This is a genomic window from Peribacillus sp. NPDC101481 (assembly GCF_044767165.1).
Classification (GTDB): domain Bacteria; phylum Bacillota; class Bacilli; order Bacillales; family DSM-1321; genus Peribacillus.
Map to the genome: position 1 here is coordinate 1471970 of NZ_JBIWNJ010000001.1, position 26886 is coordinate 1498855.

The 26886-nt window shown below is 42.2% G+C and carries 27 protein-coding genes and 1 pseudogene; 5 read left to right on the forward strand and 23 right to left on the reverse strand.

Features of this window, described 5'->3' with window-relative positions; translation table 11 throughout:
* Nucleotides 1–6: 6 nt before the first annotated feature.
* The 5 genes from thpR to ACIROD_RS07075 form a co-directional block, all read right to left on the reverse strand.
* On the reverse strand, nucleotides 7–564 hold the full coding sequence (gene thpR / locus ACIROD_RS07055) for an RNA 2',3'-cyclic phosphodiesterase (protein ID WP_260358627.1): 558 nt from the start codon (nucleotides 562–564) through the stop codon (nucleotides 7–9).
* Nucleotides 565–874: 310 nt separating this feature from the next.
* Nucleotides 875–2113 (reverse strand): Nramp family divalent metal transporter, encoded by a 1239-nt coding sequence (locus tag ACIROD_RS07060; protein ID WP_402938995.1) that lies wholly within the window; start codon nucleotides 2111–2113, stop codon nucleotides 875–877.
* A gap of 203 nt (nucleotides 2114–2316) precedes the next feature.
* Entirely contained in the window at nucleotides 2317–3171 is an 855-nt protein-coding gene (gene dat / locus ACIROD_RS07065) for a D-amino-acid transaminase (RefSeq protein ID WP_101222980.1), read from the reverse strand.
* A gap of 20 nt (nucleotides 3172–3191) precedes the next feature.
* On the reverse strand, nucleotides 3192–4604 hold the full coding sequence (pepV, locus tag ACIROD_RS07070) for a dipeptidase PepV (protein ID WP_402938999.1): 1413 nt from the start codon (nucleotides 4602–4604) through the stop codon (nucleotides 3192–3194).
* 324 nt (nucleotides 4605–4928) lie between these two features.
* Complete coding sequence (locus tag ACIROD_RS07075) at nucleotides 4929–6266, reverse strand: MATE family efflux transporter (RefSeq protein WP_101222982.1); 1338 nt, start codon at nucleotides 6264–6266, stop codon at nucleotides 4929–4931.
* 453 nt (nucleotides 6267–6719) lie between these two features.
* Here ACIROD_RS07075 and ACIROD_RS07080 point away from each other — a divergent pair, with 453 nt between their 5' ends.
* Entirely contained in the window at nucleotides 6720–7454 is a 735-nt protein-coding gene (locus ACIROD_RS07080; protein ID WP_101222983.1) for an SDR family NAD(P)-dependent oxidoreductase, read from the forward strand.
* Between the two features lie 86 nt (nucleotides 7455–7540).
* Here the strand turns inward: ACIROD_RS07080 and ACIROD_RS07085 are convergent, their stop codons facing one another.
* The 12 genes from ACIROD_RS07085 to ACIROD_RS07140 all read right to left on the reverse strand — a co-directional run bounded on the left by ACIROD_RS07085 (nucleotide 7541) and on the right by ACIROD_RS07140 (nucleotide 17034).
* Nucleotides 7541–8026: a DedA family protein gene (locus ACIROD_RS07085; protein WP_101222984.1), complete on the reverse strand. Its 486-nt coding sequence runs from the start codon at nucleotides 8024–8026 to the stop codon at nucleotides 7541–7543.
* Nucleotides 8027–8259: 233 nt separating this feature from the next.
* On the reverse strand, nucleotides 8260–8808 hold the full coding sequence (lepB, locus tag ACIROD_RS07090; protein WP_232782922.1) for a signal peptidase I: 549 nt from the start codon (nucleotides 8806–8808) through the stop codon (nucleotides 8260–8262).
* A 94-nt stretch (nucleotides 8809–8902) separates the two neighbouring features.
* Nucleotides 8903–9286 (reverse strand): DnaJ family domain-containing protein, encoded by a 384-nt coding sequence (locus tag ACIROD_RS07095; RefSeq protein ID WP_402939005.1) that lies wholly within the window; start codon nucleotides 9284–9286, stop codon nucleotides 8903–8905.
* 439 nt (nucleotides 9287–9725) lie between these two features.
* On the reverse strand, nucleotides 9726–11483 hold the full coding sequence (locus ACIROD_RS07100) for an immunoglobulin-like domain-containing protein (RefSeq protein ID WP_402939008.1): 1758 nt from the start codon (nucleotides 11481–11483) through the stop codon (nucleotides 9726–9728).
* Nucleotides 11464–11607: a hypothetical protein gene (locus tag ACIROD_RS07105; protein ID WP_402939011.1), complete on the reverse strand. Its 144-nt coding sequence runs from the start codon at nucleotides 11605–11607 to the stop codon at nucleotides 11464–11466. Before ACIROD_RS07105 ends, ACIROD_RS07100 begins: the two co-directional genes overlap by 20 nt.
* Nucleotides 11608–11787: 180 nt before the next feature.
* Complete coding sequence (locus tag ACIROD_RS07110; protein WP_101222988.1) at nucleotides 11788–12201, reverse strand: DUF4064 domain-containing protein; 414 nt, start codon at nucleotides 12199–12201, stop codon at nucleotides 11788–11790.
* Between the two features lie 172 nt (nucleotides 12202–12373).
* Nucleotides 12374–12547, reverse strand: a complete 174-nt coding sequence (locus ACIROD_RS07115; RefSeq protein ID WP_402939014.1) for a hypothetical protein — start codon at nucleotides 12545–12547, stop codon at nucleotides 12374–12376.
* A gap of 205 nt (nucleotides 12548–12752) precedes the next feature.
* Entirely contained in the window at nucleotides 12753–14201 is a 1449-nt protein-coding gene (gene cobA, locus ACIROD_RS07120; protein ID WP_402939017.1) for a uroporphyrinogen-III C-methyltransferase, read from the reverse strand.
* A gap of 13 nt (nucleotides 14202–14214) precedes the next feature.
* Nucleotides 14215–15030: a uroporphyrinogen-III synthase gene (locus tag ACIROD_RS07125; protein WP_101222990.1), complete on the reverse strand. Its 816-nt coding sequence runs from the start codon at nucleotides 15028–15030 to the stop codon at nucleotides 14215–14217.
* Between the two features lie 350 nt (nucleotides 15031–15380).
* Nucleotides 15381–15662: a hypothetical protein gene (locus tag ACIROD_RS07130; protein WP_101222991.1), complete on the reverse strand. Its 282-nt coding sequence runs from the start codon at nucleotides 15660–15662 to the stop codon at nucleotides 15381–15383.
* 131 nt (nucleotides 15663–15793) lie between these two features.
* Entirely contained in the window at nucleotides 15794–16504 is a 711-nt protein-coding gene (locus ACIROD_RS07135) for a DsbA family oxidoreductase (protein ID WP_101222992.1), read from the reverse strand.
* A gap of 74 nt (nucleotides 16505–16578) precedes the next feature.
* Nucleotides 16579–17034 (reverse strand): RrF2 family transcriptional regulator, encoded by a 456-nt coding sequence (locus tag ACIROD_RS07140; protein ID WP_101222993.1) that lies wholly within the window; start codon nucleotides 17032–17034, stop codon nucleotides 16579–16581.
* 135 nt (nucleotides 17035–17169) lie between these two features.
* Between ACIROD_RS07140 and ACIROD_RS07145 the strand changes: the two genes are divergently transcribed.
* Nucleotides 17170–17367: a hypothetical protein gene (locus tag ACIROD_RS07145; RefSeq protein WP_402939024.1), complete on the forward strand. Its 198-nt coding sequence runs from the start codon at nucleotides 17170–17172 to the stop codon at nucleotides 17365–17367.
* A gap of 120 nt (nucleotides 17368–17487) precedes the next feature.
* Here the strand turns inward: ACIROD_RS07145 and ACIROD_RS07150 are convergent, their stop codons facing one another.
* Nucleotides 17488–17928 (reverse strand): ferritin-like domain-containing protein, encoded by a 441-nt coding sequence (locus tag ACIROD_RS07150; RefSeq protein WP_230176719.1) that lies wholly within the window; start codon nucleotides 17926–17928, stop codon nucleotides 17488–17490.
* Nucleotides 17929–18049: 121 nt separating this feature from the next.
* Between ACIROD_RS07150 and ACIROD_RS07155 the strand changes: the two are divergent.
* A pseudogene (locus tag ACIROD_RS07155) lies at nucleotides 18050–18196 on the forward strand (hypothetical protein); the annotation flags it as partial.
* Here ACIROD_RS07155 and ACIROD_RS07160 read toward each other — a convergent pair.
* From ACIROD_RS07160 to ACIROD_RS07170, 3 genes are all read right to left on the reverse strand, one after another.
* A complete protein-coding gene (locus ACIROD_RS07160) occupies nucleotides 18167–18931 on the reverse strand; it encodes a TIGR03943 family putative permease subunit (protein WP_402939028.1) in 765 nt (254 codons plus the stop codon). The pseudogene ACIROD_RS07155 and the gene ACIROD_RS07160 sit on opposite strands and share 30 nt — an antisense overlap.
* Nucleotides 18931–19941, reverse strand: a complete 1011-nt coding sequence (locus ACIROD_RS07165; RefSeq protein ID WP_101222996.1) for a permease — start codon at nucleotides 19939–19941, stop codon at nucleotides 18931–18933. The genes ACIROD_RS07160 and ACIROD_RS07165 overlap by 1 nt, the downstream gene beginning before the upstream one ends.
* Nucleotides 19942–20057: 116 nt before the next feature.
* Complete coding sequence (locus ACIROD_RS07170; RefSeq protein ID WP_402939031.1) at nucleotides 20058–20726, reverse strand: YdeI/OmpD-associated family protein; 669 nt, start codon at nucleotides 20724–20726, stop codon at nucleotides 20058–20060.
* Nucleotides 20727–21358: 632 nt separating this feature from the next.
* Here ACIROD_RS07170 and ACIROD_RS07175 point away from each other — a divergent pair.
* Nucleotides 21359–21862, forward strand: coding sequence for a DinB family protein (locus ACIROD_RS07175; protein WP_057276759.1), 504 nt, complete (start codon nucleotides 21359–21361; stop codon nucleotides 21860–21862).
* 506 nt (nucleotides 21863–22368) lie between these two features.
* Here ACIROD_RS07175 and ACIROD_RS07180 read toward each other — a convergent pair.
* Together ACIROD_RS07180 and ACIROD_RS07185 are read right to left on the reverse strand one after the other, a co-directional pair.
* The gene (locus ACIROD_RS07180) at nucleotides 22369–23070 is read right to left on the reverse strand and encodes a GntR family transcriptional regulator (RefSeq protein ID WP_402939035.1); all 702 of its coding nucleotides are present in this window, start codon (nucleotides 23068–23070) and stop codon (nucleotides 22369–22371) included.
* Nucleotides 23071–23298: 228 nt separating this feature from the next.
* The gene (locus ACIROD_RS07185; RefSeq protein WP_402939038.1) at nucleotides 23299–24156 is read right to left on the reverse strand and encodes a PHP domain-containing protein; all 858 of its coding nucleotides are present in this window, start codon (nucleotides 24154–24156) and stop codon (nucleotides 23299–23301) included.
* Nucleotides 24157–25874: 1718 nt separating this feature from the next.
* On the opposite strand from ACIROD_RS07185, the gene guaC reads away from it, so the two are divergent.
* On the forward strand, nucleotides 25875–26858 hold the full coding sequence (gene guaC / locus ACIROD_RS07190; protein ID WP_101223016.1) for a GMP reductase: 984 nt from the start codon (nucleotides 25875–25877) through the stop codon (nucleotides 26856–26858).
* Nucleotides 26859–26886: the final 28 nt, after the last annotated feature.

The window sequence follows — 26886 nt, forward strand, 5'->3', positions numbered from 1 at the left end:
CTCTCTCTATTTTTGAAGGTTTATCGTGAAAACCTTCTCGTATGAAGGGGAAGCTCCAAGATGTGTTTGATATAACGCAACCTGATCTGCTTCAAAATGCTTATCCTTCAAATTCGCTATCTGGCGGACGCTCTCCAACGAAAAGGGACTTTCACCCTCGAATTTTCTTGCCAGCGTTATATGAGGCTTAAAAGGCTTTTTATCAAGTTCAAAACCCGCTTCGATACAAGAATTATAGACTTTCCTTTGGATGGCAAATAGCCTATCTTGCTGCTTGACGCCTGCCCAAAGGATCCTTGGACTGTCACTCCTGCCAAAACCGCCGATATCGCCGAGTTCCAAGCCGAATGAAGCCTCATTGGAAAGCTCGCTTTCCACACGCCCCATGGCATCCTCTTTCAATGTATCGGGAGCATTTCCCAAAAATGCCATCGTAATATGATAATCGGCTGGATGCAGCCATTTCTTAAATGGAAATTCTGGCTTCAGTCGTTCCGTAACAGCATTTAAATAAGCCTTAATATCATCAGGCAATACTAAAGCAAAGAAAAAATGAGTATTCATGGTCACGTTCATTCCTTCCTATTTTCCCTTTAATTTTACCATAATTCCCATTGCATATACCTTTTCTTGGGCTTCCTAATAAATATTCCCTCCATCAGGAATATTCCAAATCTTACTTACTATGAAAGCGGTCCAGGAGGGATTTTTTCGGGCTGGGTCGGATTATACCCGAGCTGGGTCGGATTATACCCCGCTAGGTCGGATTATCCGCGCACAAGGTCGAATGATCAACCCGCTGGGCCGGATTAACGAAACACACAGCAAAAATCCAAACAAAAAAGGACCAAAGATTGGTCCTTCCCTGCTTCTTTTAACTGAAAACTGTTTCGTAAAGCAGGAACAAGTTCAGTAAAATGATAAGGACAGCTATAAGCCAAGCTACGCTCGAGGTGATTTTATGGTTGACCAGGCTGCCCATGATTTTTTTATTGCTTGTAAACAAGATCAAGGGCACTAAGGCAAACGCGATGCCAAACGAGAGGACAACTTGGCTCATCACAAGTGCTTTGGATGGATTCACTCCCCATAATATTATGAGCAGGGGCGGAACGGTTGTAATGATCCTTCTCAAATAAATGGGTATATGTCTTTTAATGAATCCCTGCATGACTACATCACCGGTCATTACACCAACGGATGAGCTGGATAAGCCGGCAAATAAAAGTCCTATTCCAAAAAACATCGCGACTGATGGTCCAAGCATGGCCCCGAACTGTTGGTAGGCAACATCCAAGTCCTCAACCAGTGCTCCATTCTTATGAAATAGGGCAGCTGAAACGATGACCATGGCGGCATTGATCGCACCTGCAATCAACATGGCGATGATAATGTCAATGAGCTCAAAACGATAAATCCTTTTTCTTTCCAAATCGTTTACTCCGACTATTCTTCTTTGCGTCAAAGATGAATGAAGGTATATCGCATGTGGCATAACGGTGGCTCCAAGCATACCGGCTGAAAGTAAAATACTGTCCACTCCCTCAAACTTTGGAGTGAAGAGTCCTAAAACAACGGCTGATGTATCAGGTTTTGCATAAAAAACTTGAGCACCAAATGCTATCACAACTACAAATATCATGACAGTGATCAGAGCTTCGAATGTTCGATAACCCCTGCGCTGGATTTCCAAAATGGCAAAGGAACCAATCGCTGCAATTATTGCCGATGTGATAAGCGGTAAGTCAAATAGCAAATAAATCCCTAGTGCAGCTCCTATGAATTCAGCCAGGTCGGTTGCCATTATAACGGCTTCGGCCTGAATCCATAAGAAGAAAGATGTTTTTTTCGAAAATTTTTCCCTGCATAACTCTGGAAGGTTCTTTCCAGTGGCTATTCCCAATTTAGCTGATAGTGATTGAATTAGCACAGCCATTAAATTGGATGCGAAGATAACCCATAATAGCGTATAGCCATATTTTGATCCGGCTGTAATATTGGTCGCATAATTCCCTGGATCAATATAGGCCACAGCTGCTATAAAGGCAGGCCCTAGATAGGGAAGAAGTTTTTTTATTCCTCTCGAAGAAGATTGATGCAACGCATCGGACATATCTATGTCAACTCCTTTTTATACGCAACTTAAATTGTTGCGACAGGTAAACTTTTTAGGTTATTAGCAAGTATATTCCTGGTTCTTGAAAATGTCAAAAAGGGAGGATTGCATATGGAGTAATTAACTTGGAGATGTCTATCTCGCTTCCGAGTACACATAAAAAAACCCCTTTGCCAATAGTGGCAAAGGGGCTTTTTTTTCTAGTTAACGGAACCGCATTGCTTTTCGATTTCCTCGGAAAACAGGTTCTGCAGTCTTCGGGTAATCGGACCGGGTTCCCCGGCTGCAATCGATTGGCCATCGATGTTTATAATTGGTGTCACTTCGACGCTAGTGCTTGTATAAAGGACTTCGTCGGCTGCCATCATGTCTTCGACCGTGAAGGCTTCTTCGACATAGGGAATCCCATGATCCGCGCAAAGCTTCAGCATCACCTGACGGGTAATTCCATTCAGGATCAAGTTTGTGGCCGGATGCGTTTTAAGTTGCCCATCCACCACGATTGATACATTTGATGAACTACCCTCCGTCACTGTACCATCACGATGCTGGATCGCTTCATCACAGCCTGCTTCGATCGCTTGCTGTTTAGCCATTATATTACCAAGTAGATTTAAACTCTTGATATTACAGCGCAGCCAGCGTATATCGTCGGTGGTAACAGCATTGACCCCTGGCTTCATTTTGCCTGTATAAGGCATTTCCTTTGTATAGGCGACAAAGACCGGTTCCACCTCTGCAGTTGGAAAAGAGTGTGTACGCGCAGATACTCCTCTTGTCAGCTGCATATAGACGATACCGTCCTTCAGTTGATTTTCAGCGATCAGCTTTTTCATGCGGGTTTTGATTTCCGCTATGGTTAAGGGAACCTTCATCTGTATCAACTTCGCACTGTCGATCAGACGGTTCAAATGCATGTCCCCTGTAAATAATTCACCATTATAAACCCGGATGACTTCATAGACGCCATCACCGAATTGATATCCCCGGTCTTCAATATCTACCTTTACTTCGGACCTGCTTTTAAGGTCCCCGTTAAAAATGATTTTTCCCATGTCTTCTCCCTCTTTACCTCTTATTTAGCCAATTCATGAATGGCACGTGCATAAATGGACGTAGCCTTAAGCATATCCTCAATATCAATATATTCATCTTTCTGATGCGCAATGTCTTCGCTGCCTGGGAAAAGTGGGCCAAATGCAACGCCTTCTTTCAATGAACGGGCATATGTGCCGCCGCCAATCGAAAGAAGCTCGGCTTTATCACCTGTCTCCGCTTCATACACTTCCTGCAAGGTCTTGATCAAGAAGCTTTCACTGTCCACATAATGTGGAGTTGAATGCGAATTAGTCTTCACTTTCAAATTATATGCCGCAAGCCTTTCTTCCAGCGCCGCCTTTTGCTGTTCCCAATCAAACGTGACCGGATAACGCATGCTGAAACCGATCGAGCTGTCGCCTTGTTTAGAATAATTGAAAACTCCGGCATTGATCGTCAATTCTCCTGTTTGCTCATCCGAATAAGCCACACCTAAATTATTTCCGCGGGAATCTTCGAACAAACGATCCTTGATGAAAGTGAAGTAGGCTTTCGCATGCGGATCAAGAGTGAGATCAGCTAAAAATACGGCTAAATGTAGACCTGCATTTCTTCCGTTGTTCGGTTCCATCGCGTGTGCCGAGACACCATTCATTTCAAGCAGCACTTGATTTTTTTGCGGAACGGCTTGCCCCTCCAATGAGTACTTTTGCAAATAATCCTGATAGTTTGCCGCCACTTCAGCAGTGTTGTCCGTTTCCACAATAGCCGTCGCAAAATCCGGTACCATATTCGTCCTTCGACCTGAAGAAAACTCGATGACATTCACGTCTGAGTTCGTGCCATTTCCTGCATCGGCAGGATGGATAACCGAGAAATCCCAGATTCCTTTTTCCGCACTGATGATCGGGAAATCAGCATCTGGTGCGAAGCCTATCGAGGGCATTTCCTCCACTTCAAAGTACCGGTCAACGCAGCGCCAATTCGATTCTTCATCGGTTCCAATGATCATCCTCACACGTTTGTTCAAAGGTTCTCCTAGCTCCCGGACCAGCTTCATCGCATGATAGGCAGCCATCGTCGGCCCTTTATCATCGATTGCACCGCGAGCATATATGCGGCCATTGCGGATTTCAGCGCCGAACGGCTCCGAACTCCAGCCATCTCCCTCAGGTACCACGTCGACATGGCATAATATCCCGATTAACTCCTCGCCTTCACCCATTTCAATATGACCAGCAACATTATCGACATTTTTCACAGTGAAACCGTCTTTTTCGCCTAATTGAAGCATGAATTCAAGAGCTTCCTTCACCCCTTTACCGAATGGGGCCTCCTCTGTAGGATTTTCCTCATCCAGTACACTTTTTATTTTCAATAAGTTTTGAGTATCCAGTAATAAGTCCATTTTCCGTTTTTCAACTTCTTCTCGCCAATTCAATTCACTCAAAATACGACAACTCCTCTTTTATATATATTTTTCATTTTATCACTTTTACTACCACATTCGCCAAGCGTTGCTACCTATTCTTCGTATTCCCGTATTATCGCTACCGTCAAACTACCGATAAAAGCCCTTATATAAATAAAAAACACCCCGTTGATTTCCTCTCCAGGCACTTGCTTTCCGCGGGTGTTCCGGGAGCCTCCTCGGCGCTATACGCCTCCGGGGTCTCCCTTGGACGCGCTTTTCCCGCAAAAGTCTCGCACACCTTTTCCTTCATCAAAAATTTAGATAGACTTCCTTTTGTCTACAAAAAAACACCCTCTTTTATTAAAAAGAGGATGATTTCATTAAACTATCGGCATCCATAAGCTTTGTAACTTTTCGGTTTAGCCTTGGGATGTATAATGCTAAAAACAAAGAACGTCCTAAACTGAAAGCCAAGAATGCAAGCCATAATCCATGATTGCCATGATTGCTTACTGCTGCGAATTGGACTATTAGAAAAGCCATTAGTGCAAGGAGCATCGAGTTCCTTACTGGAACGGCTTCAGTCGCTCCGGTGAACACTCCATAAAAAATGAGTCCGATAAAGGCAGTGAACGGGAATAGAACTATCCAAAGTCCATATTCATGGGCCAATTCGATGACGCCGGGAATATCCGTGAAAAGGAGAATGACCTCATCGCTGAATAGATAGTAAGATGCGGCAAGTATGAACGAAGCATACAAGCCCCACCGTGCCGATAGTGAGAGTGTTTTTTTATAAAGGTTTATATCTCTCGAACCAATCGCCTTCCCGACCAGAAGACTCGATGCATTCGCGAAGCCATCAAAGCAATAGGCCATCAGGTAATGGATTTGAATGAGTACGGCGTTTGCCGCCAGTGTCTCTGTCCCGAAAGTGGCTCCCTTGGCCGTAAAAAGATTGAAAACCGTGATCAGGCAAATGGTCCTGATGAATAAATCCCTGTTGACCACCATCATTTTTTTCAGGGAAGCCCGATCGAACCCCTCCCGGAATGAAAATGAATCCGGTACGTTGACCGCTTTCCGGATCACCCACAAGCCCAGGAAAAACGCGGCAATCTCTGATATCAATGAAGCGGCAGCAACCCCTGATACAGACCATGAAAAGCCATTTACAAAAACGAGGCATAAGACTATATTCATCACGTTCATGAAAACTTGAATGAACAAAGATGTTTTTATCCTGGATTTCCCGATTAACCAGCCTAAGATGACATAATTCAATAGCGCAAAAGGTGCCCCCCATATCCGGATGCCGAAATAGTCTGCGGCAAAGGCGGAAACGTCCGATTCCGGACCGATTGCGCCTAACGAAACATTCAAAATGGGCTTCTGGATCACGATAAAAAGAAGACCGATGATCGCTGCTATGAAAAATGGCCGAACCAAGGCCATCAGGCTTTGCTTTTCATCCCTTGCCCCCTCCGCTTGTGCAGCGAAGGCAGATGTACTGACCCGAAGAAAACCAAAAAGCCAATACATCGTATTAAAAATAATGGTTCCGACAGCCACCCCGCCAATATAGGCGGGATCGCTCAACTTTCCAACCACAGCCGTATCGACCGCACCGAGCAAGGGCGTACTCATCGTCGAAATCGTAAGCGGGATGGCTAAGGAAAGATACATTCTGTTATTCATAAAATGATGACCTCCAATGTACAGAAAAGTTCTGAAAAGTTAGAATTGGAATGATGTTATAAAAATTTGTATCCAAAGTACAAAAAGTTTGCAGTATTCCATTTTAATTACTAGAATTGAACATATGGTGCTCCCCAACATGCATACGATGCCTCTACAAGATTACTTGTTAATCGGTTCAAATAGAACGGATTAAGCTATTTTAGATATTGATGATCTACGGTATCAATTTTGTAGATTAAAAGATTGATAACGCTCTCAACATGGGAATTCCTTTTTCCACAAACGTACATGAATTTTTTTACCCAGCAAGAAAAAGCAAAATCGCAAGCGAAAAAATAAAAAGCTAGACGGATTTTAAAAGGAGTTATAGTATTGCTCGTTGATAATATAACTTTTGAACTTGCTTGAACATTTATTCATCGTTATAACAACCAATTAGGAGTGATCATGATGGGAAGATTGACTAATAAAGTAGCCATTATCACTGGCGGAGCATCTGGTATGGGCAGGGAAATGGTTGACCTATTCACAAAAGAAGGAGCACAGGTCATTGCTGCTGATATCAATGAAAAAGCTGTAGCTGTTGTGAATGAATTGGATAACGTCCATGGAGCTGTACTTGATGTATCTTCAGACGAAAGCTGGAAAAAAGTGACGGATGAAGTTATCGCTAAATTTGGCAAGATCGACATTTTGGTTAACAATGCCGGTATCTCAACGGAAAAAGGCATTAACGATACGTCATTGGCCGATTGGCAGCTAATGTTAAGCATCAATGGATTTGGACCATTCCTTGGAATGAAACACGTTGTTCCTTACATGGCTAAAGAAGGTAAAGGCGCAGTCGTGAACATTTCTTCCTTTACTGCTCAAATCGGAATGGGCTTAAACTCTTATTCTGCTTCAAAAGGTGCCGTTCGTGCTATTTCCAAGGCTGCCGCAACGCAATATGGCCGCATGGGTGTCCGTGTCAACGCTGTATTCCCTGGTATCATCGAAACACCGATGACTCAAAAATTAGAAGAGTCAAAAGAGTTAGTGAACCAAATGATCAAGGCAACACCATTACAACGCTTGGGTCAGCCGGCGGATATTGCAAATGCCGTGCTTTATCTTGCTTCCGATGACGCTTCATACGTAACTGGTGCCGAGCTTGTCATCGACGGTGGATACTCAGCTCAATAATTATAGGCAGAAATGGAAAAACCCGTTTCTGGAATCCAGAAACGGGTTTTTCTGATTCAATAAAGAAATTTTGAAGTTGAAATGATTTAAGTTAACACACCAATGAAATAGCCAAAAGTCGTAAATACCAAACACCAGCTGAAAGCACCTGCTCCGGCAAAGATAAAGTACTTTCGTTTCCCCATTCCATTCATACCGGAAATGTAACTGGCGAAGTGACGGACTCCTGGGATGAAATAGGCTATGATAATGGTCCAAGGACCGTATTTATTGAACCATTTCTCCAATTTTTCCAACCTCGCGGGGGTCATTTTGATCCACTTACCATACTTCCTCAAAAAAGGCTTCCCTACCTTTTTCCCGATGAAATAACTGAAAAGCATCCCGGATATCGATCCAAGGAAACTGACAAGGAATGCTCCCTGGACATTCAAAACGGAAATGGATGACAAATAGCCGACAAAAGTCATCATGAACTCATCAGGAACCGGCAAGCCGATAATCCCAATGGCCAACAGCGCATATATCGCGAAATAACCATAGTTTGATATTAAATCCTTTACTATATCCATCTATAGTACTCCATCTCAGCACCCTTTTTTAAAGTAATCCAATTTCTTATGCGGGCCTGGGTAACGTGATTACTTCTTTTTAATAGGATAACCTAATTTAACCCAAATGAGTTGATTTTCATAAAAAAAGATAAAAAAAGTAGAATTGACACGTTTTTTGTTGAAAAACCTGTATGACAATGGAATGTAAAACGCAACAATAAAGCGGACTCTAAACCTGAGTCCGCTTCTTCTTATTTCACAATCTTTATTTCATTGATCGGCCAATACACTAGATTCGCCTTGCCTACAATTTCATCGACGGAAATCGTGCCGATTTCACGGCTATCCAAACTATTTTGGCGATTGTCCCCCATAAGGAACAGCTGACCTTCCGGCACAGTCATGCTGCCTGTAATATCTTCGAGCTTGAAGGATTCAGTCAGCGGCACCCCTGCCATCTGATTCTTATATTTGTCCAAGTATGGTTCTTCATAAGCTTTCCCATTAATATAAAGCGTATCATCTTTATATTCAATATGGTCTCCTGGCAGACCGATAACCCTTTTTATATAATCTTTATCTACCGTTGCATGAAAAACGACAATATCAAACCGGTCGATATTATCGATACTCGTTCCAAACTTGGTAAGAACAATTCTCTCGTGGTCTTGCAGAGTCGGCATCATTGACTCACCGTCCACGACAATCGGTGCAAAAATATACGTTCGAATTAAAAAAGCTAGAATGACTGCAATCAATATCGCTTTTATCCATGAAAAAACTTCTTTTCTATTTTCCAATCGAAGTCCCTCTCTCTGTTTTTTATTCATGCCATTATATCATAATCCTTTAATGATCACGTCATACAAATACCCACATTTTACACATTGTAAATTACCTCCATTTTTCATATTGGATATCGATGCTTTCCAACTCTATTTCCCTGCGCTGCATTTTGGCTGGACAAATCGCATTATATGTACGTACTTTCTCATTTATTTCATCAATTCGTTTCATTATTTCAGATTCAGGTCCATTCATTTTTTTCAATCTAACCAATCCGGATAACTCTTCCCGAATTTCTTTTTGCCATTTTATCCAAAGCGGAAGGTAGCCGGCATCCTTGGCCTTTGCCAAGAAATTGTCATATATATTTCCCGATAACGCCGACTCCGGAAGCGGTTTTCCAAAGCCAGGATTATTCTTCAACCCGCCGTCACGTTCATATTCCTTAAAAATCTGATCCATCCAGTTTACATGCCCGTGTTCTTTGCCCATAAACAATCCCCCTTCAGATCACTTTATATTACATCTATTTACAATTATAACATTTTTATCAATATCCACTCCACCCTGAAAGACACTTTCTACTATTATATATGCATACCTTTCAGCCAAATACATTTAGACATCAAAAAAGGATTCCCTATGACGGGAATCCTACAGACTGTAAACAAACTCGTAGAAAATCAAGTTTATCTACAGTTTTTATGAGGGTTTGTAAAATCTCGGATGTCGATTGAAACGTAGGGCACTCGCTATCCGCGGGCGGTCCGTTAGCCTCCTCGGCGCTTTTGCGCCTGTGGGGTCTACCCTCGACTCGCTTTTCCAGCAGGAGTCTCGCACACCCGCTCCAATCAACTTTTTTTGAAATTTAGATAAACCCTTGCCTACAAATTCAAGGATTCCCCCTATTGCGGGAATCCTTTTTTGCCATCTATTTAACTGTGATTTTCCTTTTTACTTCTGCCTTGTTCTTCGATTTATCCGTAACTGTGTAAGTCAATGTATAGTTACCTTTTTTCTTCGTATTCACAGTCCCTCTTATTTTAATCTTACTTGTTAAACTTCCATCAAGATTATCTTTCGCAGATACACCTGATTTAGGATTGAATGTCGAGTTATAGGCAATGGTTTTGCTTTTGGCACCGGAAATGACCGGCTTGGTGCTGTCTACCGTAATCTTTCTTGTGACTGTCGCAGTATTTTTCGATGAATCAGTGATTGTATACTTTAATGTATACGTTCCCTTTTTCTTGATATTCACCGTACCTGTCACTTTGATTTTACTTGTCAAGTTGCCATCAAGGTTATCTTTCGCAGAAACACCTGATTTAGGGTTGAATGTCGAATAATAGGCAACTGTCTTACTATTGGCTCCCGAGATGACTGGCTTGGTGCCATCAATCGTGATCTTCCTTGTAACTGTCGCTGCATTTTTCGATGAATCGGTGACCGTATACTTCAATGTATAGGTCCCCTTTTTCTTCGTATTGACTGTACCCGTCACTTTGATTTTACTAGTCAAGTTGCCATCGGCATTATCCTTGGCACTCACGTTCGTTTTTGGACTGAATGAAGAATTAAGTTTGATGGTTTTATTCCCGGCACCTGAAATCACTGGCTTGACTTGATCATAAACAGTTATTTTCCTTGTGACCTTGGCAACATTCCCAGCCTTGTCGGCTACCGTATAAGTCAAATTATAGGTGCCCACTTTCTTGGTATCCACCTTACCTTCAACACGTATGACACTCGTTAAGTCACCATCTTTATCATCCTTCGCCTTTATGCCGGTTTTAGGATTGAAGGTTGAGTTGAATGGTATCGATTTACCGGCAGCTCCTGAAATCACAGGCATATCCGTATCCTTGACAATCGATGGCCCATTGGAGATGTAAGCCGATGAAACATACCCCTTAATACTGTTGTCTTCCGTTTGTACGGGGTAAAAGACAAATTTATTTCCCGTAGATTCGTGATAATCAAAATTCCCTGTGATGATCATGCTTGTATTTGGTGGCACACGTACTGCACCTGCCGTAGTGCTTATTTCTTTCCTGATATTCGCACTGGATGTCGTCACAACTTTGTCTCCTGCCTTGAACCAATAAACGGAGTCATGCGTTTGATCTGTCAGTGTGTATTCAAGATTTTTAAAGATGATATTTTCGGTGCTTTCCCGGTCATATTGAAAGTCCGTTGTTTTGAATGGATATTTGGCCAGTTCTGTGCCATCCAAATAACTTTGTTTTTCTATCTCAGCAAAAACTTCCTCTTGGTAGGCACTCGCATTTCTTTGTCCGTTTTCCTGGTAAAGAGGACTGTTCACCGGTTTTGTCCCATTGTATGCCATGACAGGGAAATACCAATTTTCGATGACCCTGCGTCCTGCACCTTTGATCTTCGGCAAATCACTTCTTGAATACATGCCACTCAGGACCTCGACGCCTGCCTCGATATTGTAGACTATATCATTTTCCAGCTTTTTCTGATCATATCCAGTTTTATTGGTAAGCTGCATTAGACCGATACCGCCATCGTCGGATTTAATCGGTTTACCGTCCTCATTAAATTGCCTCCAATCCCCGTTTTCCTGTGTAGCCACCGCTTTTACCACTTCAGGGGGGATTTCAGCCTCTATTGCTGCATTCGTCAGTAAGCAGTTAATCTGCTTATGGGAAGGATTTTTCATTGGGTTGAATCTCACCGAATGATGAACACGCATTGGTTATACCAGACTCCGCAAAAGCCTGTCCATTGAACAATCCGAGTGTTAAACAGGTCAGTGCCCCAACCTTCAATAATGGTATTTTCATTGATTGAACTCCAGTCTATTTATATTTAAATCTATAATAATAGTAACATGATAGACTGGTTATTGCAGGTATAAAAAGGTATATCCTCCTATAATATCCTTACAGCAAATAAAGGAGCTTACCCGCATTTTCGGGCCAGCTCCTTTATTTTCAAATCACAGAACTATGTATGGTGTCGTATTATACGATCACTTCCACCGTTTCCCTCGGCTTCCTTACAAGGCACATGATTCCCGGTACGATGAAGAAGATAAGCGGCCAAACATGAAAAATCGTCAGAATGCCCGTAATGATCAATAAGATTCCGGCTCCCTTCGCTTTGCCGCCTTTTAATAGAAAGATAGCGATCAAACCGCCTGCCAAGGCAATGAACAGCGATATGATTCCAGCCCATAATAAGCCCATGAAAAATTTGACTGACATATCTATCTCAGATGAAGAAAACTCCTGAGAATCTGTCATTAATGAGTAGTCCACCATTTCTTTCAAATCGATACTGTTGAGATAAACGGCCGTTATGATCGTCACGATTAAAAAAATTGCAGCGATGCTCACGCCTATGATACTTAATACGTATTCCCATGTCCGTTTCATTTGCTTCGCCTCCCTGGAAAAGTCACTTATATATAATACCCAATCCGGGAAGGAATAAAAGACTTTTATTCTTTACTTCTTAAAATCTTACGAGTGTCCATTTGGCAAATGGCTAATCCAATCTACCCCTGCTATAACTCGCAAACAGGAAACCGACCCGGAGATACGGCCGTCACTCATCCTTCGTTTTCAATCGTTCATTTAATTCATCTCTTTTATTTTCAAGGTTATTCATTTTTGTCATATGTTTTATAAAGAAACGGATCGACTTCACAACCATTACGAATAGCAGAACTAGCAGGGCAAGGTAGAATAATTGCCATAAAATATCAACAATATTAAACATTAAGTCACCCCCTGTCTATGAATGGTAAACATCAATTCTGGCCAATAAAAGCAGTAAGTGATGCCTTTTTAAACTTTCCGCATTTTGTTATGTCCCGTAATTAAATGATAACACGATAGACCATAACACTGAATGCAAACAACAGTTCTGCAGGAATGATTAACGAAGCCCCTCCAAAGGAAATAGACTCTGTTATTATCAGAGCCTAAAAAACATACCTATTCACGATTAACTCCACCAATTGTTCGACAGACGGTTCAATGGGCATCATATCCAATGTAAATCCATAGTCTTTAAGTCTATTGCCGGTACTTTCCCCGATTACCCCAATGGAGGCTTGATTTAGCAGCCCTTCAACATCCACGTCTGCCTTGTTCCCATATTGCATCAGCATATCAACAGAATGCCGATTCGAAAAAAGCACCGTTCCGACAGCTTTCCCGTCCAGCATTCTCGGAAGGATTTCAAGGAATCTTTCATCGACGAATTTATCGATTGATTGAAAATAGTCTCCGTCCCCATGGGCCAGATCTCTTTGATCTCTGTTTCGATCTCCGACAACCAACAGTGTCCCGGCTTCCGCCATCTCGGATTTGAGTTCTGCCATCAGTCCCCGTTGCTGTAAAGCCTTTTTTGATTTCCTTGATAACACATAAAGTTTCGAAGAAATCCGTCGGAAATCAATAGCATGTTCAGTGAGTGAATCCAAGAATCCATGGACACTTTCGGGGGAAGTGAAGAGAATTCGATCATACGAAAGAAAAGAGAGCAGCTGACTTTCTTCCATTTTCACTTTTGCCGCATTCCATTTAGGAAACTCGATGACTTCGCCGCCAAGTTCATGCAGGGCTTCTGCCAAGGAACTCTTTGCCGTTCCGGTCCGGGCCACTAAAAACCGCTGTCCATATAGTGGCTTCTTTTCGAACCATTGCAGTTTGCCCCTTAGTGAAATGATATCCCCGACCAAGGTGATCGCAGGATTGCCAAGCGACCTTTCACTTACCCTTTCGACGATATCAGCCAAGGTCCCCTCGACACTTTCCTGACTTCCATATGTGCCCCATTGGATGACGAGTGCCGGCGTGTTCCCCGGCTTTCCATGATTGATCAAATTTTCACGGATATAAGGAAGATTGGCCACACCCATATAAAAGGCGACCGTATCTATACTTTTCACAAGCCCGTTCCAATCTATATCCTTCTTCGTTCGGTCATGGCCCGTCACCATCGCAAAGGAGCGTCCGAAATCCCGATGTGTGACAGGTACTCCTGCGTATATCGATGCAGCAATGCTGGACGTAACCCCCGGAATGACTTCGAATGGGATTCCCTCATCCTTCAACGATTCCGCTTCCTCCCCGACTCTTCCAAAAACGGCAGGGTCACCGCCTTTCAAACGGACGACCCGCTGCCCTGCCTGTGCTTTGGAAACAAGCAGCTCATTGATTTCCCCTTGACTGATGCCAGTAGTATAAGGTGTCTTTCCACAATATATCAATTCACAATTGAGGGTGGCAGCCTCCAACAGTTTGGGATTTAGCAATCTGTCATACAAAATGACGTCCGCTTTTTCAATCGCTTTTTGACCCTTTACGGTAATCAGGCCCATATCACCCGGACCTGCACCCACAAAATAGACCTTGCCCTTGGCCATGCTGAACTCACCCCTATCTGCTTGCTATTCCCTGATAATATTTCACCAGCTCCACCATTGCACTGCCCATCCGTTGATCTTCAGGATAAATGACCCGCTCGATCCCTTCATCGATTACCACCTGCGCCGTTACCTTTCCGACCGCAAGAGCAATTACATCTGATGCAAACAGGTCGGCTATCTTATCCTCCACACCTTGTTCACGGACAAATCTCATTAAATTTCGCGGCTGCGGTGCACTCGTGAACACAACCGAATCGATTTTGCCTTCAAGGAGTTCTTGGATCAGCTGCTGCATCGTTTCCTTTTCGGGCGGTATATGTTCATATGGCAGGATTTCTTTATGCTCCACTTTTTGTTCATCCAACCAGTTCATCAAAAGTGGCGCCGGATCGCCGTGAAGCTGCAAAGCGACCTTTACACCTCCTGGCAGATGGCCTTCCAGATTGCGAACAAGCCCTGCCGTACTGCCATCATCATCACGGATTAATGGCTGCAGGCCAAGCTTTTTCAGCATATTCACCGTTTTATAGCCCCTAGCTGCAATTTTCATAGACTGCAAGGCTTCTACGAAACGATCTCCCGCTTCCATCTTCACGGCCGTTTTATATAATAATTCCGTCCCCACTCCCGTCGTGAGGATAATCCAATCGAACTCCCCTTCCATCAACCGGGTGACATCCTCTTCCAAATGGGAATCATCAAGGAATACCGTCCCCTGTGCCGGGCGAACGAGCGGGACTCCCCCAAGATTTTGAACGATTTTACTAAGTTCTTCCGTCTTCCTTGCTCCCAATAAAGCAACGGTCCTGCCATTAAGCTTACTCATCCATGCCCCTCCTATATGTACATTCAATTAAATCCATCTCACCCATTATACAAATTTTCAGTCTTTGAAACTATAAAAAACCAATTCAATATCAAAATCAACGCTTTTTCTTTCTTTTATCCTATATGAAATCAATCGAAAGATGAATTAGAAGCACCTTGCTTTTTTTAAGTCCCACCCTCGTGAGTTTGGAGCAAATACTCGTGAGTTTCCAAGAAAGTAAAACTGATCTGGAGTTTACTCCAGGTTGTATACTGTGTTCATCATTTAAAAATAATTATGTAAGGGGATATAGTTTGCCTGAACACCGGCAATAAAAAAGCTGCCATCAGGACAGCGATTTACTTTTGTTAATTCTTGTTTAGTGCCCTTTGGGCAATATGTTTCTGTTCTTTTTTCACAAAAACATCATATTGAGTGGTTTCATCGCGATTTTGAAAGCTTTCAGAGCCTAAATTCATAGGCGTTTTCGTTTTGAATTGTATCCCTTCCCTTTCCAATTTCGCAACCGCCTTAAAATAATTTTCATTCCCGAATGCTGAATAAATACATGTCCAATATTTATAGGAAATTAGTTTGGCAGTTACTGCACATGCAATCACGAAGACTAGTATTCCAATCATTATATACACCATTTAGCTTCCTTTCATTTCGGACTTTTTTGAAAAGCCATCCTGTACACTATATTCTTTGCCATATATAACATTTCCTTTTTATGTAAAAAAGGAGACCCCAGTTTCGGGTCTCCTTCTTCATATCTTCATTATTTTTCCGGCACGTTACATGAATCGTCCGTACAAGCGTCGCCTGTTGCTGGATCATTCACGATCGTAAGCGGATTTTCCTCAGCCCATACTTTTTTTAGCGTATCCAGGAACGCTTCTGTTGGCTGGGCACCAGAAATTCCATACTTGCGGTTAATGACGAAGAATGGCACTCCTGTAATACCAAGCAGGCTTCCTTCTTGCTCATTTCCCCTAACCTCAGCCGTGAATGCCGTTCCTGCCAGCATGGCCTCCGTCTCGGACTTTTCAAGGCCAACCTCTTCAGCCAAACTAGCCAATGTAGCGTGATCGCCAATATGTTTGCCTTCCGTAAAGTAAGCTTTAAATAGGCGTTCATTCATTTCTTTCTCTTTACCTTTTGATTCAGCAAAATGCATCAAGCGGTGGGCATCGAACGAATTCGTTAAGACCACTTTGTCCAAATGATAATCGAGTCCCAATTCTTTGGCCTGTTGAGTCAGGTTTTGGCTGTTTGCTTCCACCTGTGCTTGAGACATGCCGTATTTCTTGGCCAGCATTTCATTTTGAGTCATATTGATATCCCGTTCAGCTTCTGGGTTCAACTCAAAACTCCGAAATGAAACCTCTACCTGTTCTTTATTTTCAAACTGCTTTAACGCCTCTTCGAATCGACGCTTTCCTATATAACAGAACGGACATTGATAATCCGACCAAATTTCCACCTTCATGTAAATACCTCCTTATTTCAAATGCAATCGCATTAAGCACATTATATATTCCTAGGTATCCTCTTGCAAGGATATTACCCTAGACACTCATTTTCAAAATTGGTAAAGTCGACTTTTTTCATGAATTCTTCCAATGTATAGCCCTTTAGCAGGCGCAATGTTTCCTTTTCGGCTTCGTTCATGATCTCCTCCAAAGCCGTATCCAGCTGTTTCCCGACTTCACCGCATTCGCTCGTTTCCATACAAACAAGACATTCCGGCCGTACCGCTTGATACACATCGGCCAAAGTCAGCTGAGAGGCAGGCACCTTCAAGCTGTATCCGCCTTCCCGCCCTTCCTTTGTTTCGACGATCCCCTCAGCTGCAAGCTGAGCCATCACCCTTCTTAAAAAAGTGGCATGTGACTTCACCTTTAAAGCGATTGCCGAACTTGTCAGGAGCTTTTCGCTTTGTGCGAGCCAAACCAGAGAGTGAATGGCAATAGCGAACCGCGGCGGCCCAATTTGATTGTTTCGATTACCTGAAGACAAGATTATCCCCCCTTACTCTTATCCATTGTAAGGCCATTATACTATGTTACGTTCTCTCGAACAAATAGGCCCCTTTGACTTAATAGGCACAATCATATAGTCTGAATAGTAAATCTTTATTACAGGATAACTTCCATGAAGGAAAAATACCCTTATTTACTCGTCATCCTTGGGGCAATGCTTTGGGGAACGACCGGAACGGCCCAGTCATTCGCCCCCGATGGAGCCCATCCCATTGCAATAGGTGGTGCGCTGCTTGCGCTGGGGGCCGGAGCTTCATATACGGTATACAAACATTTTTTCGTAGCCCAGGTGAAATCGTCAAAGAGATGATTCCGCATAAGAGCCGACTCCGATCCATTACATGGGGATATTGATGAACCAGGAGCTGTCCTAAAGTGAAAAAAAGTCAGGATAATCTCCTGGCTTTTTTTCACTTTACTTACTATTGAATCAGCCTTTGAGTTTTACTAAGTAAAACAAAAACCAGACGGCATGGTTTTGTTCATCCGCGGCAGCACGCCGGAACGCCTTTCTAATGGTTCTATCAGCCGCACCATCTGCAACATCCTGATAAAAATCTACTGTTTCCTGTTCATCTTGAACGGCAAATTCCAATCCAGCTGCATAGGAGTCCGGGCATGGTTCCGTCACTTTAGGCTGTGGCTGCATCCCGGTCAAGCTGTTGTATATCCGGGTGAATGCTTGAAAATGTTTTATTTCATCTTCCCTTATTTCAATGATTTGTTTCCTCTGCTTTTCATCCGGCGCTAATGCTGCCAATTTCTCATAACACTGGATGGCACTGTACTCGCCATTTATCGCCTTTTCAAGCTGAATCAACATATCCTGCTGTCTGTTCCAATCACCTTCATACATATCATGCCCATACATGGCATAACCCCTCTCTGTTCTTTATCCCATATAGTATGAATAACAGAGAACCAGGTGCCCATCAAATAAATGTTTGCCTTCAAAATATGAATTTGAAGAGAATTCTCACCGCCCACGTTTTCTGCCATTTGGCTGTATAAATAAAAGAGGAATGGGATCTTATGATGGTATATATGGCTTTAAGGCCTTTTTACATGAAAAGGGTGTCTTCGTACAGGCAAAACACCCCTTTCAACTTCTACTGAATGATTGGTACATTTTCATATAAATAAGCTTCTTCGGGTGCCTTTATTTTATTCGACTCTTTTAAATCGATCACCGGTACGGGTTCCCCTTTATAGCTTCCTTTTTTTAATGTTCCTGTAATCGTATACCAATCATTCGTCTTCATTCCTTCCACATTCCCGTTTACCATATATCCGTATAACGTCGCATCGACCACACAGCAGGACATGGAGAGGCGGGAGATGGCCATTTGTTTTTTTGTAAATGTATCCTCACGGTATATGAACCCCGAAATCTCTATTTCCTTACCCTCTATCGTATCGAGGTTGTTCAGTAAATCATCCAGCACTTCAAAATAATTATCATCGGTTACGGAGATTTTCTCCCCATTCGCATGTTTCCCTGAATCATAAGAACTTACCATCTGTGCCTGCTGCTTCGCCATCCCTCTTTTCGCCAGCACTTCCCCGCTTAATGTAAAATCGGTCAAGGTGAAGCCAAGAAGAATCGGAATGAAGAACAAACTATATTTCAGGACCAGTGCGGACGAGGAAGACTCTCCCTTCGATCCGCAATCACAATGTTGTTCACCCTGTTTTTGTTTTTTCATTCGGAGAAGGCTGATCACTAAAAAAGCAAAAAGCGCTGCCAATGCATATGGAACCATTTTGGGTGCAATCAATTTCGTTAAATATCCTGAAACATACAATTTAAAGATCATGAGGCCAATTCCAAGCAGCAGCAATCCTTCAAGTCTTTGGATAAAAAAACGTTTCATCAGAAGCCCCCCTTACTGATCAATCCGCCTGCAATCAGGCACAGGCTGAAGACGACTGCGAAAACAAGCAAGACATACGTGACGACGAAGCTCCGTTTAAAACAGGACATCATGATCAAAACATTTTTCAAATCCAGCATGGGGCCAAATACAAGGAAACCCAGTATCGAGCCTGGCAGAAAACTATGGGAAAAGGAGGCCGCAACGAATGCATCTGCTGATGAACAGAGTGAAAGCACAAATGCAATTCCCATCATCAACGCCGTGCCTTTTATTGGCGCTTGACCAATATCGGCCATTACAGATCGATCCATGAACACTTGAAATACACTGGCAAACAAGGCCCCGATGATAAAGTATCTTCCGACCATAAAAAATTCCTGTGAAGTATGATCAATAAAGCTTGTCCATTTACTGGACTGACTATCATGTTCATGCCCATGTACCAGTTCCAGCTTGTCCTCTTTCACCACATCTTTAGTGCTGAATAAATGAATAAATAAACCTGCTATTATGGCCGTCAGGACACAAAGTATGATTCTTCCATATAGAATGGAAGGTTTATTTTGGAACGCATAATAAGTTGAGCCGAACACGATGACATTCAATATTGGGGCTGTTACGAGCAAGACCACACCTGCATGGACCGGGACTCCTTTTTGAATCAATCTCCGGACGACCGGGATGATTGCACATTCGCAAACCGGAATGATAAGCGCCGCCGCTATCGATGCAAAAATGGCGGTCAGGGGTCTTTTTGGTATCATCCGCTGAATGATTTCTTCACTGATGAACAGCTGGATGAACGATGAAGCAATGGCCCCGAGGAACAGGAAAGGAATCGATTCTAAAAACAATCCCAAAAACACGACGAATACAGAGTGAAGCATCGGATAGCCCGAGAAATCAATCGCTTTGGGAATGAATACATCTCCTAGAAAAAAGAATGCCAGCAGCAAAAACAGCAGTATCACTAACAGCAAATTTCCCGTGTAGCGTTTCAAAAGCATATTTAACCACCTCACAAATCATAATTATTACGATTTAAGTTTGGATTCGGTCTAGTATATGCTTTTGATAGGATGATCAGAACAAGAAAAAAGAGAATGGTAGACATTCCCCACCCTCATTTATTTCTTCGATATAGATCCCTGCTTTTGTAACCCTCTCCTAAAATCATTTTCATTTCCTGGCGCCGTTTCACTTGGGTCGCCTCTTGTTTCGCACTATACACGTAACGGGCCCAATCCTTGCGATACCCTGGGGTAAGTGATTGATAGAACGCAAGCAAATCAGGAGAATCGTGTAAATCTTTCTCAATTTCAGAAATCATTTCGATATAATCATCTACTGATTGGCTTGCTTTGGTAGATGGACGGTTTCTATTTTTCGAATCTTCTTTCAGTCCGACTACCGTAAAGACATCATCCAACCCAACCATACGTGCAAACTTCAGGTCACTCGAGCCAACATAACCTTCATCATCCGCACCAAGGCCTTGCATCAGATCATCACGATGAATATATGTAGCATAGCCCTTATTCCCCTTCTTGGGGTACGCCAAATAAATATAGCCGTTTTTACTCAAATGATTCTTCTCGATTACCTTATCCACGATTCCTTTTAAAGAACCCATATCCAATACAAAGGCAAATATAAGATCATAGGCACTTTCATTAAGCTCTGTATCGTAATCCGGCAGCTCTGTTAAATAATCCGCCCCGGCTGGCAGATTCAAGACTGCTACCCGTTCATATTTATGTAAATTCAGTTTTTCGACTATTGTTTTAGCCATTGCATTCACCATCCAATCCTGGTTGATTTTTTCTACCTTCAGTTTATAAGCTTCCCATTGCGTTAGCAACTTTTCTCTAGACAGTATAAAAAGTCAAAATTCGATGTGGAAACCTTCCGTCTCTTTTCAAATAATCATTTATAGGAAAATATTAACTGTGCTATAATTCAGATATAATAATTTCTAATGTCCAGCATCTATAGATTCTTTTCCCTTTGAATGCCAGCTTCATTTTTCGGTTTATTAGCGGAGGCCCTAGGCGCAACATTCTAAGTAGGCATAAACTCAACTTTTTTGCATAGGCATGATAGGGTATCAAAGCTCCAGAAAAAATGTAGTCCCTGGAAATACAGACCGGATTCCAGATTTGCATTTCTTCCCAAAATTATAAATACCAGTGAACATGTCTTTTCGTTGTACTATAAGAGATATCTTTTAACACTCTTCATTAAATAGAAACCATGCTTCAAAACATAGTGTCGCACTCCTTCAATCATCATGAATCCACTTTAAATCAGGTGTTTTTCCCGTAGTTTTTATGCATTCTTTATGCAATCAGATATCCCTTTTTTTCCTATTTCAAAAAATTCAGTGATGCTTTCATATGTGGGTGTCACAAAAGGGGAGTTCTCATGAATTATATCGAGTATGATTTGCTATTTGAATCAAGAAAACAGTTAATTGAGGAAATTACGGAGTTGGATGAAAAAACGCTCCACCATAAGCCTGTGCCTGAAGTATGGAACATCGCCCAAATTTGCCATCATTTATATCTTACGGAACAGGTTTTTACAGAAGTTATAGCAAATGGCATTCGGGAAAGGGATTTTAATAATATCATTCAAAAAAACATTTACTTCGTTACTGATAGAACAAGGAAATTCTCATCCCCTGAGGCCATTTCACCCTCTTCAGCCCCATTTCAATTATCGAGCCTCATGGATTTGCTGGCAGAATCAAGGGATCGATTATTACAGGTTCTTTATGATATGGATTCAGATATCCTGTTAAATAGAAAGAAAGCCAAACATCCCCTGTTCGGGGACCTCTCATTGGATCAATGGATTGAGTTATTATCCTTACATGAACAAAGGCATATCAAACAGATTCAAGAAATAAAGACCGCCCTAATATAAGCCTTTCATGACAAATTAGATAATCAGCCGGAGACTTTTCAAACAAAACAAAGAGACCACGTCATTTTGTGGTCTTTTTTCATGCATGCTATGAAACGATCGTGACTGTCGGGGGCTGCACCAAGTTGATAGATTGGCAGAGCCCATATTTCCCTAGCCAGCATTCTAGTATCAAGATGATACTTTTAGTTTCCTTTTGATTTGTGTTGCGAAGATTTCAAGGCGACGATCAGGATAAAATATGTTTTAGTTTCAAGCTAACATCTTCAATGTATCTTGTTGCCAAGTGAACGTACGTTAAGAAAGAGTAAATCTTGTATGGAATGTGTTAAAGCCGGACCTACATTATTCAAATTTCGTGCTTCACTCGTGAATTCAATGCATTTACTCGTGAGTTCCGTACTTTTACTCGTGAATTCGGGACATTTACTCGTGAGTTTCTTACTTTTACTCGTGAATTCAGGGCATTTACTAGTGAATTCGACCGATATCTGGAATGGAAGTTTTTATATAACATATGTGAAACAATCGCTCCGATAGATTATGACCGTGTGCTCAAGGACTTGATTACTTCGCTTATCCTGGCATACTGATTCCACTTGCAAAAGTGGAATCAAACTTGAACACTGCAAAATATCCCGTTCGAATAAAGTAGGAAAAATCACATTCAACGTGCTGCTGCTGGATCCGAATTCTACAAAGCCACGCTGCCGATAATATTGAAACATGGAGGTTATATCCGGACCGTCCTTTTCTATTTCAGGAAATGTTGATTTTGCTACAAAAGATGTATGAAGAGCAATCGGGAAATCGTCCATTAACCTAAGCCTGCCAATTTTAAAGACCTTATCATCACTTTCCACCTCAAGGCTTAGAAAGATCTTCTGATCATAAGAAATTTCTTCGCAAAAAATAGTACTCGTTTGAAAGGAAAACTGAAATTCTTTCATTTTCTCGGTGAAACTAACATCTCCGGATAGAATTAACGGAATTTGTTTTTTTGTTTCCTGGACATAACTTCCTTTACCTTGCTTTGAATAGATAAAGCCTAAATCTTGAAGCTGCTCATATGCTTTCCTGACAACCATTCTTGGCACATTAAATTGATCGGCGAGTATATGCTCTGAAGGTAACTTTTTATCCGATTGAAAGGTTCCACTCTTAATTTCAGATATCAAATGATCCACTAAAAAGTTTTTTTCCGCCAACAGAAATCCCCCTTTACATATATTTTTCCTTGTTACTGTCAGTGTAATGAGAAAATATGAAGCTAACATGATTTTCTTGTAAAAAAAAAGTCCTGGTCAATTACCAGAACGAAAGGAATGCTTATTTTATGGATTTTTCTCAATACAACATCATGTTCAGTCTTTCAAATTCCTAATCCAGCAAATGAGCAGGCCGCTTTCACAGCAAAATTCCTGGTTTAATGAACATCATTTAATGGCCATGCTTTTTTTCCTTGATTTCAAAGCAGCCACACATTCCTTTCCTGGGCTCATACTGCCAAGACGAATCGGCTTCTCCCCATAATCCCCATGAAAATCCGAACCTCCTGTCTTAATGAGATTATATTGATCTGCATATGAAATCGCTCTTTCCTCTTCTGCATGCCCATGATGCGGGTGAAGAACTTCAATCCCTTCAAGCCCTGCTTCTACAAGCTCAGGAATAATTTCAAAGCTCCCGTATTGTCCAGGGTGAGCAAGGACCGGGACGCCTCCGGCAGCTCGAATCGCCTTTACAGCCAGAATGGCATCCACATACTCCATAGGAATAAAGGCAATGCCTGGCACTTCTCCATTTTGGCCGCGACTGAAGATTTTCTTATACAAATCACCATAGATGGAATCCGTATACCCCGATTCCCGTAGCGCTAGCATAATATGCTGTTTATAAACTCCGGTTCCTCCCCTGAATTTAGAAACCTGATCCCAAGTTATTCGATAGCCTGCATGAATTAGTCGTTCCACCATTTTTTCAGAAGCTGCATTCCTTTTTTCAATCAATGGATTACAAAGCTCCTCAAGTGCCTTATGACCAGGCTCAACAAAATAGCCCAGAATATGTACACGCCTGCCTCTTGCAAAGTCATAACCAGACACTTCTATACCAGGGATGATTTCAATTCCTATTTCCTTTCCCCGTTCCACCATCTCTTGCAACCTTATCGTTGTATCGTGATTCGTAATGGCTAAATGACCAATGCTCTCCCTTTTTGCAACCTCCAATAGTTCTTCAAAAGAACTGGAACCATCTGAAATGTTCGTATGACAATGTAATTCAACCTTCACGCCAATCCCCCCATTCTTTTTCGTTACCCATTATCATTTTAACTTAGTGCCATGTCGGTCAACGTTAAGATGATGTAAAAAAACGTAAAGGTGTAAAAGTCATACAAATTGGTGAAAATACTTAAGTATTTCAGGCTGTAGATAAATAAAAATGTTCTAGTTGATTTCAGAAATCCGCTCCCTTTCCGCCGACTGTCTGCCAAGCCTCCTCGACTTAAACGTCTCCGGGGTCTCGGCCAGCAAATTACTCGGCAGGAGTGTCGTAAATTTCTTCCATCCATTAAGGATTACAGGAAAAAAAACATGAAGGATAAACTAGTCTTAAATAGGGTTTGGAATAAGACGAGCCAGCAGTTTTTTCTTTTAAAAACTCCAGTTGATTTCAGAAACCCGCTCCCTTTCCGCCGACTGTCTGCCAAGCCTCCTCGACCGTAAACGTTTCCGGGGTCTCGGCCAGCCAGTTATTCGGCAGGAGTGTCGCAAATTTCTTCCATCCATTAAGGATTACAGGAAAAAAAACATGAAGGATAAACTAGTCTTAAACATGATTCGGAATGAGACCAACATGCAGTTTTTTCTTTTAAAAACTCCAGTTGATTTCAGAAACCCGCTCCCTTTCCGCCGACTTTCTGCCAAGCCTCCTCGACGCAAACGTCTCCGGGGTCTCGGCCAGCCAGTTACTCGGCAGGAGTGTCGCAAATTTCTTCCATCCATTAAGGATTACAGGAAAAAAACATGAAGGATAAACTAGTCTTAAATAGGGTTTGGAATAAGACGAGCCAGCAGTTTTTTCTTTTAAAAACTCTAGTTGATTTCAGAAACCCGCTCCCTTTCCGCCGACTTTCTGCCAAGCCTCCTCGACTTAAACTTCTCCGGGGTCTCGGCCAGCCAGTTACTCGGCAGGAGTGTCGCAAATTTCTTCCATCCATTAAGGATTACAGGAAAAAACATGAAGGATAAACTAGTCTTAAATAGGGTTTGGAATAAGACGAGCCAGCAGTTCTTTCTTTTATAACACAAAGTTGATTGGAACGGGTACGAGACTCCTGCGGGAAAAGCGAGTCCAGGGGAGACCCCACAGGCGCAAGGCGCCGGGGAAGCTCCCGGACCGCCCGCGGAAAGCGAGTGCCTGGAGAGAAAATCAACGTTCCCATTTTACAAACCTACAAAAAAGCTATCGGCAAATAATTATATCTAGTTTGTGAACAAAAAGGTTCTATCTAAATAAAACAAAGTTGATTGGAACGGAAGGTACGAAGACTCCTGCGGGAAAAGCGAGTCCAGGGGAGACCCCACAGGCGCAAGGCGCCGGGGAGGCTCCCGGACCGCCCGCGGAAAGCGAGTGCCTGGAGAGGAAATCAACGTTCCCATTTTACAAACCTACAAAAAAGCTGTCGGCAAATTATTATTATCTAGTTTGTGAACAAAAGGGTTCTATCTAAATAAAACAAAGTTGATTGGAACGTAAGGTGCGAGACTCCTGCGGGAAAAGCGCGGCAAGGGAGACCCCGCAGGCGGAAAGCGAGTGCCTGGAGTGGAAATCATTTTCATTGTATATTTCGCTTCCTATCCAGTTACGGATTTTCCATCAAGCTGAAATAAATCAAAATAAAACCATTAAAAATTTTGACTTACTGTCAAAAATGATGTACATTACCTATTGGGCGAACAATTTTAATAAATAAATATAAAAATATTCGTATATAGAGGTGCATAACATGGAAAACGTGTTTGATTATGAAGATATTCAATTAATTCCTGCAAAATGTGTAGTAAATAGCCGTTCTGAGTGTGATACATCCGTTACTTTGGGTAAGCATACATTCAAGTTACCTGTAGTACCTGCCAATATGCAAACGATCATTGATGAAAAGATTGCCATTTACTTGGCTGAAAACGGTTACTTTTATGTAATGCATCGTTTTGAGCCAGAAAAACGAGTGACTTTCATTAAAGACATGCATTCACGAGAATTGATCGCTTCCATCAGCGTCGGAGTTAAAGAAGAAGAATACGGTTTCATCGAACAGTTATCGAATGACAACATTGTGCCTGAATACATTACGATAGATATTGCACACGGACATTCCAATGCCGTGATAAAGATGATACAGCATATTAAAAAACATTTACCTGAAAGTTTTGTCATTGCAGGAAATGTGGGAACTCCTGAAGCGGTACGTGAATTGGAACATGCCGGTGCAGATGCTACAAAGGTGGGCATTGGACCAGGTAAAGTATGCATCACTAAAATCAAGACTGGATTTGGAACGGGCGGCTGGCAATTAGCTGCACTTCGCTGGTGTGCAAAAGCGGCAAGCAAGCCAATCATTGCAGACGGCGGCATTCGCACGAACGGTGATATTGCCAAATCGGTTAGATTTGGAGCTTCGATGGTTATGATCGGTTCACTATTTGCCGGACATGAGGAATCTCCAGGTCAAACGATCGAGAAAGATGGAAAGGCCTTTAAAGAATACTTTGGTTCAGCTTCAGAATTCCAAAAAGGTGAAAAGAAAAACGTTGAAGGCAAAAAGATGTTTGTCGAGCACAAAGGATCTTTGGAAGATACGTTGAAGGAAATGGAACAAGATCTTCAGTCATCCATTTCATATGCAGGTGGTACCAAGTTGGAAGCCATCAGGAATGTGGATTATGTGGTCGTTAAGAATTCAATCTTTAACGGTGACAAAGTTTATTAAGAAGTAACGTAAAAAAGGCCTAATCAAT